The 7,676-nt window shown below is 74.9% G+C and carries 6 protein-coding genes; 2 read left to right on the forward strand and 4 right to left on the reverse strand.

Annotated features, from left to right (window positions below; genetic code table 11):
• The first annotated feature begins 30 nt into the window (after window positions 1-30).
• Both dusB and FLM69_RS10675 read left to right on the forward strand, forming a co-directional pair.
• Entirely contained in the window at window positions 31-1,341 is a 1,311-nt protein-coding gene (gene dusB, locus FLM69_RS10670) for a tRNA dihydrouridine synthase DusB (protein ID WP_235188179.1), read from the forward strand.
• Window positions 1,334-2,740, forward strand: a complete 1,407-nt coding sequence (locus tag FLM69_RS10675; protein ID WP_036339401.1) for a deoxyguanosinetriphosphate triphosphohydrolase — start codon at window positions 1,334-1,336, stop codon at window positions 2,738-2,740. The genes dusB and FLM69_RS10675 overlap by 8 nt, the downstream gene beginning before the upstream one ends.
• 18 nt (window positions 2,741-2,758) lie before the next feature.
• Here FLM69_RS10675 and FLM69_RS10680 read toward each other — a convergent pair whose 3' ends face one another.
• The 4 genes from FLM69_RS10680 to FLM69_RS10695 all read right to left on the reverse strand — a co-directional run bounded on the left by FLM69_RS10680 (window position 2,759) and on the right by FLM69_RS10695 (window position 7,662).
• The gene (locus FLM69_RS10680) at window positions 2,759-3,913 is read right to left on the reverse strand and encodes an ABC transporter ATP-binding protein (RefSeq protein ID WP_235188178.1); all 1,155 of its coding nucleotides are present in this window, start codon (window positions 3,911-3,913) and stop codon (window positions 2,759-2,761) included.
• 5 nt (window positions 3,914-3,918) lie between these two features.
• A complete protein-coding gene (locus FLM69_RS10685) occupies window positions 3,919-5,466 on the reverse strand; it encodes an iron ABC transporter permease (RefSeq protein WP_010079202.1) in 1,548 nt (515 codons plus the stop codon).
• Window positions 5,467-5,543: 77 nt separating this feature from the next.
• Window positions 5,544-6,635, reverse strand: a complete 1,092-nt coding sequence (locus FLM69_RS10690) for an iron ABC transporter substrate-binding protein (protein WP_036317448.1) — start codon at window positions 6,633-6,635, stop codon at window positions 5,544-5,546.
• Between the two features lie 106 nt (window positions 6,636-6,741).
• Window positions 6,742-7,662: an NAD-dependent deacylase gene (locus FLM69_RS10695; RefSeq protein ID WP_141844189.1), complete on the reverse strand. Its 921-nt coding sequence runs from the start codon at window positions 7,660-7,662 to the stop codon at window positions 6,742-6,744.
• Window positions 7,663-7,676: the final 14 nt, after the last annotated feature.

A 7,676-nucleotide genomic window follows, 5' to 3' on the forward strand; every position in this document is an offset into this window, starting at 1 on the left:
GCTTGACTGCGCTGGGATGATGGAGTGGACATGACTTCTTCCCACACCCTCCCCGCCGCGGCGGTGACCGACGCCGACGACGTCGTCGACCCCCACGCCGCGCACTACGCCAAGTCCGCCGGCGCGGGTCGACGCATCACCGACGACGACCAGCTCCACGAGGGCCGCCACGCCGCGCCCACGACGGACCGCCTGACCTTGCCCCCGCTGCGGCTCGGCCCGATCACCGTCGAGACGCCGGTCGTCCTCGCCCCGATGGCCGGCATCACGAACACCGCGTTCCGCCGGCTGTGCCGCGAGTACGGGGGCGGCCTCTACGTCAACGAGATGGTCACGGCACGCGCCCTCGTGGAGCGCAAGCCCGAGTCGATGCGGATCATCCAGCACGATCCGGACGAGGTGCCCCGCTCCGTGCAGCTCTACTCGGTGGACCCGGTCACCACCGGCGCGGCGGTGCGGATGCTGGTCGAGGAGGACCGCTGCGACCACATCGACATGAACTTCGGCTGCCCCGTGCCGAAGGTGACCCGGCGCGGCGGCGGCTCGGCCCTGCCGTGGAAGTCGGAGCTGTTCGCCTCGATCGTGAAGGCCGCCGTCACCGAGGCCTCGAAGAAGGACATCCCGGTGACCGTGAAGATGCGTCGCGGCATCGACGAGGACCACCTGACCTTCCTCGACGCCGGCCGCACGGCCCGCGACCTCGGCGTCGCCGCCGTCGCCCTCCACGGCCGCACCACGCGCCAGTTCTACTCGGGCACCGCCGTGTGGGACGACATCGCCCGGCTGCGCGAGGCCCTGCCGGACATCCCCGTGCTCGGCAACGGCGACATCTGGTCCGCGGAGGACGCCATCGCGATGGTCGAGCGCACGGGCGTGGACGGCGTCGTGATCGGCCGCGGCTGCCAGGGAAGGCCCTGGCTGTTCGGGGACCTGCAGGCCGCGTTCGAGGGCCGCCAGGACCGGTTCCAGCCGACCCTGGGCATGGTCGCGGACACGCTGTACCGCCACGCCGAGCTGCTCGTGGACACCTTCGGCGGCGACGAGCTCAAGGCGCTGCGGGACATCCGCAAGCACGTGGCCTGGTACTTCAAGGGCTACCCCGTGGGCTCGGAGATCCGCACCGCGCTGTCCACCGTCCCGGACCTGGCCACGCTGGGCGAGATCCTCGCCCGCGTGGACCGGGACCAGCCCTATCCGGGCGAGGCCGCCGAGGGCCCGCGCGGCCGGGCCGGCGCCCCCAAGCGCCCGCACCTGCCGGACGGCTGGCTCGACTCCCGCGAGCTCAATGCCGAGCAGCAGGCCATGATCGCGGCCGCCGAGCTGGACGTCTCCGGTGGCTGAGCCCACGACGCCGGTGCCCGCCGCCGGAACGCCCGCCGCGCCGTCGTCGCCCTGGACCGGCGCCGCCCACCAGCCGGTGCTGTTCGGCCCGGAAGGCCGGCCCCCGTATGCCGGCCGCGCCGTGCAGACCCCCGGCTACACGCCGTGGGACCGGGAGCGGTGGCTGCCCGAGCCGCCCAAGTCCTCGTACCGCTCGGACTTCGAGCGGGATCGTGCCCGCGTGCTGCACTCCGCGGGCCTGCGCCGGCTGGGGGCCAAGACCCAGGTGGTCGCCCCGGACGCGGACGACTTCGCCCGCACCCGCCTGACGCACTCGCTCGAGGTGGCGCAGGTGGGGCGTGAGCTCGGCCGGTCGCTGGGCTGCGACCCCGACCTCGTGGACACCGCCTGCCTGTCCCACGACCTCGGCCACCCGCCCTTCGGGCACAACGGGGAGAAGGCGCTCGACGCGCTCAGCGAGGACGTCGGCGGCTTCGAGGGCAACGCCCAGACCCTGCGCCTGCTGGCCCGCCTCGAGCAGAAGAAGCTCTTCGCGGACGGCTCCTCCGCGGGCCTGAACCTCACGCGCGCCGCCCTCGACGCCGCATGCAAGTACCCGTGGACCCGTGAGGACGCCCCGCTGCGCCCCGACGGCACGCGTTCGCGCAAGTTCGGCGTCTACGAGGACGACCTGCCCGTGTTCCGCTGGTTCCGCGCCGGGGTGCCCGGCACGCGCACGTCCATGGAGGCCCAGGTCATGGACCTCGCGGACGACATCTCCTACTCCGTGCACGACGTCGAGGACGGCGTGGTCAACGCCGTGTTCCAGCTCAAGTGGCTGGCCATCCCGGAGCACCGGGAGCGCGTCGTGGAGACCACCCGCCAGTGGTACCTGCCGCACACGGACCCGGCCGAGGTCGACGCGGCCCTGGCCCGCCTCGAGGCCACCGACGTGTGGGTCTCCGAGATGGACGGCTCCCGGCGGGCGCTGGCGGCGATGAAGGACATGACGAGCCAGCTGATCGGCCGGTTCTGCAGCGCCGCCTTCGACGCCACGCGTCAGGTGTTCGGCAACGAGCCGCTCACCCGCCACGGCGCCGACGTCGTGGTGCCCGAGGAGACGGAGACCGAGATCGCCGTGATGAAGGGCATCGCGGCGGCCTACGTGATGACCGCCGAGCAGCGCCAGCCGCTCTACGCGCGGCAGCGCGAGGTGCTCGCGGAGCTCGTGACGCTGCTCGACGCGACGGGGGACCGGTACCTCGAGCCGATGTTCGCGTTCGACTGGGCGCAGGCCCCCGACGACGCAGCCCGGCGGCGCGTGGTGATCGACCAGATCGCCTCGCTCACCGATTCGACCGCCGTCGAGTGGCATCACACTCTGGTGCAGGGCGCGGAGTTCCGGCGCGTCTGGCTCTGAGGGGCCGCCCCGGGCCGGTCACTCGCCCGGGGCGACGACGGCGCACGGGCCCGCGAGCCGGACCCCGCAGGCGGCGTCGAGCGGGGGCAGCGCCCCCTCCACGCGGGCCTGGGCCCGGGTGCCGTCGGCCAGCTGGACCGTGGCCACCGAGTCGTGGCCGCGGTAGTCCACGTCCACCACGGTGGCGGGCGTCCAGACGCGCGCGGCCTCGACCCCGTCCACGTCAACGGTCGGGTCGAGGGTGCCGCGCACGTGCTCGGGGCGGACCACCACGAGGTCCCCGGGCACAGCCGTGGCCGCACGCGCCCCGTGCAGGGGCACCGGGCCGAGGGCGGTGCGCCCGATCCGCCGGTCGCCGTCGCGCTCCGGCCCGGTCACGTCCAGCAGCGGCAGCAGGGAGGCCTCCCCGACGAACGCGGCGACCCAGGCGTCGGCCGGGTGCGCGTACACCTCGTCCGGCGTGCCCAGCTGGCGCAGGCGCCCGGCCCGCATCACGGCCGCGCGGTCGGCCATGGACAGGGCCTCGGACTGGTCGTGGGTGACGAGCACGGCCGTGGCGCCGTCCTCCTTCAGCGCCTGGCGCACGTCCCGGCGCAGGCCGCTGCGCAGGGAGGCGTCGAGGGCGCCGAAGGGCTCGTCCAGCAGGATCAGCGGCGGGCGCGGGGCCATCGCCCGGGCCAGGGCCACGCGCTGCTGCTGGCCGCCGGAGAGCTCGTGCGGCATGCGCTCGCCGTGGCCGGCGAGGTCCACGAGCTCGAGGCACTCCTGGATGCGGGCCATCCGCCCGGGCCGGCGGCGGCGCAGCCCGAAGCCCACGTTCTCCGCCACGCTCAGGTGCGGGAACAGGGCGCCGTCCTGGGGCACCACGGCCACGTGCCGGCGGTGGGCGGGCACGTGCACGCGGGGCAGGGCCACCACGGAGCCGGCAAGGCTGATGCGGCCGGACTCGATGCGCTCGAAGCCGGCCAGGCAGCGCAGCAGCGTGGTCTTCCCGCAGCCGGAGGGGCCGAGCACGGCGAGCAGCTCGCCCGGCTCCAGGTCGAACTGCACGCCCTCCAGGACGGGCCCCTCCCCGTAGGAGGCGCCGAGGTCGGCCACGGACACGGCGTGGCCGACGCCGGGCCGGGGACCGGCCGGGCGGGACGCGCGGGTCGAGGCGGCGGGGGAGGGCATGGCGGTCATTCTGACACCTCGTTCGGGGTCGACGGGGCGCTCGAGCGGCCGCGCACGGCCGCGACGATCCCCGTGCGGTGGACCACCACCCACGTGGGCACCGCGGCGAGCAGCACGAGGGTGAGCGCGTAGGGGGCGGCCTCGGCGTACCGGCCCACGCTGGTGGCGTTCCACAGGCGGGTGGCGAGCGTGTCCATGCCGGTGGGCCGCAGCAGCAGCGTGGCGGGCAGCTCCTTCATGGCGGTGAGGGCCACCAGCGCGACGCCGGCGCCCACCCCCGGCAGCGCCAGCGGCAGGGTCACGCGGCGCAGCACCTCGGCGCCCGAGGAGCCCAGGGACCGGGCCGCCTCCTCGAGGGCAGGGGAGGACTGGGCGACGGCCCCGGCCACCGACGTGACCGCCAGCGGCAGGAACAGGGTGGCGTAGGCGAAGGCCACCATCCACGTGGTCTGGTAGAGCGCCGGGACCAGGGAGACCCCGAGGAACACGAGGGAGAGCCCCACGACGACGCCGGGCAGCCCGTGCGCGAGGAACGCGGCGCGCTCGGCGATCCGGGAGACGCGCCCCGGGTGGCGGGCGGCGAGGATGCCGATCGGCAGGGCGAGGGCGAGGGTGAGCGCCGCGCCCGCGCCCGCCAGGACCACGGAGCCGGAGACGGCGTCGAGCCAGCGGTCCCGGACGGCGGACAGGGACGTGCCCTCGCCCATCCAGCGGACCAGGCTCACCGCGGGCACGCCCAGCGCGGCGCCCGTGACCACGGCGAGGAGCCCGGTGCCGACCCAGCGGGACCGGCCCAGCCGGTGCACGCTGACCCGGCGGACCGTGCGACCGGAGCGGACGCCGTCGTCGGCCCGGCGGGTGCGGGACTCGCCCCAGAGCACCAGCACCGTCAGCAGCACGAGCACGGTGGCCAGGGTGAGGGCGAGCTGCCGGTTGAAGCCCACCTCGAGCGCCGTGAAGATCGCCCGGGTGAAGGTGTCCAGGCGCAGGATGGCCACGGCGCCGAAGTCGGAGAGCACGTAGAGGGCCACCAGCAGGGCGCCGCCGGCGATCGCCGGGCGCACTTGGGCGAGCGTGACGGTGAACAGCGTGGCGGCGGGGCCGCGGCCGAGCGAGCGGGCCACGTCCTCCTGGCCGGGGTCGATGCGGGAGAGCGCGGCCGCCACCGGCAGGTATACGTACGGGTACGTGTAGAGGGTCATCACCGTCACCGCGGCCCAGAACCCCTCGAAGCGCCCCGCCTCCACGCCGGGCAGCAGGTCCGAGACGGACACCCACGTGAACGCCGCCACGTAGGAGGGCACGGCCAGCGGCAGCGCCAGCAGGACGGCCAGCAGGCCGCGGCCGGGCGTGTCGGTGCGGGTGACGAGCCAGGCGGCGCCCACGCCGATCACCAGGCACAGCGCGGTCACCACGGCGGTGAGCGCGAGCGAGGTGGCGGCCAGGGCGCCCACGCGCGGGCTCACGACGGCGTCCAGCCAGGGGCCGAACCCGCCCTGGGCGGTGCGCAGGAACAGGTAGCCGATGGGGACGAGCGCGACCGCCGCGGCCACGAGGGCCGCGGCGGTCAGCGCCGCGGGAGCGCGCCGTCCGCGCGTGCGGCGGACGGCCGGCTCCGGTGCTCGGGGGGTCAGAGCAGGCCCGCCTCCTGGATCATCTGGATGGTGGTCTGGAGGTCGTCCAGGTCGTTGAGGTCCACGTCGGGGGCCTTGACCTCGGAGAGCTCCGGGAAGCCGGCCGGCTGCTCCACGCCCTCCACGAGCGGGTACTCGCCGGTCTCCTCGGCGAAGTACGACTGACCGTCCTCGGAGAGAAGGTACTCCACGAGGGCGGCGGCGTCGCCGTCCTCCTGCTCGCCCACCAGGCCCATGCCGGACACGTTCACCAGCGAGCCGAGGTCGCCGTCGGGGAAGAAGTGCAGGGACGCGCCCAGCTCCTCCGGGGCGACGCCCTTCTCCCGGGCCAGCTCGAACAGGTAGTAGTGGTTGACCAGGCCGGTGTCCAGGGTGCCGGCGTCCACGTCGGCGAGGATCTCGCCGTTCTTCTCGCGGCGCTGCGGGTCGTTGGCGGCGAAGTCCTCGAGCCAGGTCCGGGCCTCGTCCTCGCCCTTCTGCAGGCGAAGGGCGGTGACGAACGTCTGGAAGGACGCGTTGGTGGGGGCGACGCCGACGCGGCCCTTCCACTTCGGATCGGTCAGCTCGTCGACCGACGTCGGGAGGTCGGCCTCGGGGACCTTCTCCTCGTTGTAGGCCAGCACGCGGACGCGGCCGGTCAGGCCGACCCAGTCGCCCTCGTCGTCCCGGTAGGTCTCGGGCACGCGGTCCAGGGTCTCCTGGGCGAGGGGCGTGAACAGGCCCTCCTTGGCGACGGCGCCGAGCGCGCCCGCATCCTGGGAGAGGAACACGTCGGCGGGGGAGCCCTCGCCCTCCTCGATCAGCTGCGCGGCCATGGCGGGGGTCTTGTCGTAGCGGACCTCCACCTCGATGCCGGTCTCGTCGGTGAACTCGTCCAGGATCGGCTGGACGAGGTCCTCGCTGCGGCCCGAGTACAGGGTGACCTTCTTGTCCGACTCGGCGGCGGAGGCGGAGCCGGACGCCGCGCCGGACGCGGAGTCCGAGCCGGAGCCGCCGGTGCCGCCGGCGCAGGCGGTCAGGGCGAGCAGCAGCGTGGCGGACACGGCCGAGAGGCGGACACCACGCGAGAGGGCGCGGGACTGGGGCATGGCAATCTCGATTCGGGAGGAGTGGCGGGGGCGGCGCCGCGGGCCAGGGGTTCCTGGCGGGCCGGCAAGGGGAGCCTATTAAGTCATGCGTGTGTTGTCTATTGCGTCACCATGTGACGTGCCTCGCAGTCGACAAGGCCCCCGACGGCCCGGGCCAGACGCCGGCGACGAGCGCGGGCAGCACCGCCCCGGCCGAGCCGCGCAGCGCGTGCGTCACCGCGCCGCTCAGCTCGGTCTCCACGGGGTTCACCTCGACGACGGCGACCCCGGCTCCCAGCGCCACGAACGGCAGGGACGCCGCCGGCTGAACGATGCCCGACGTCCCGACGACGACGCACAGGTCGCAGTCCTCGAGCGCGGCGAACGCCCGGTCCCAGGGTTCGGCCGGCAGCATCTCCCCGAACCACACGATCCCCGGGCGGATCAGCCCGTCCCCGCACACGGTGCAGGCCGGCGGTGCCTCGCGGAGCATCGCCTCGAGGTCGGCCTCGGAGCCGGTCGTCGCCTCGTCCGCGGGCGCGCCCGGGTCGACGTCGGCGGGGGCCCCGCAGTCCGCGCAGCGGTGCTCGAACAGGGACCCGTGCAGGTGCGCGAGGACCCGGGCGCCGGCGCGCTCGTGCAGGTCGTCCACGTTCTGGGTGACCACCTCCAGGCCGGGTGTGCGGCGCTGCCAGGCGGCGACGGCGTCGTGCCCCGGATTCGGTCGGCGGGCCCGCACCATCCGGGCACGCCAACGGTACCAGGACCACACGAGCGCGGGATCCGCGAGGAACGCCTCCTCCGTGGCGAGCTCCTCCGCGGAGAACCGCTCCCACAGGCCGGTCTGGGCGTCGCGGAACGTGGGGATGCCGGACTCGGCGCTCATCCCCGCCCCGGAGAGCACCACGGGACGCTCGGCGGCGGCCACGAGCGCGCGGACGGCGTCCAGCGCGTCAGGGTCGAGGTCGGGGGCGGAGGCGGCGAGGACGGGAGCGGAGGCGGCGAGGACGGGAGCGGAGGCGGCGAGGACGGGGTGCGGATCGGCCATGTCCCCAGCCTAGG

Origin of the sequence: Micrococcus sp. R8502A1 (genome assembly GCF_006704135.1) — a bacterium.
Lineage (GTDB): Bacteria > Actinomycetota > Actinomycetes > Actinomycetales > Micrococcaceae > Micrococcus > Micrococcus luteus.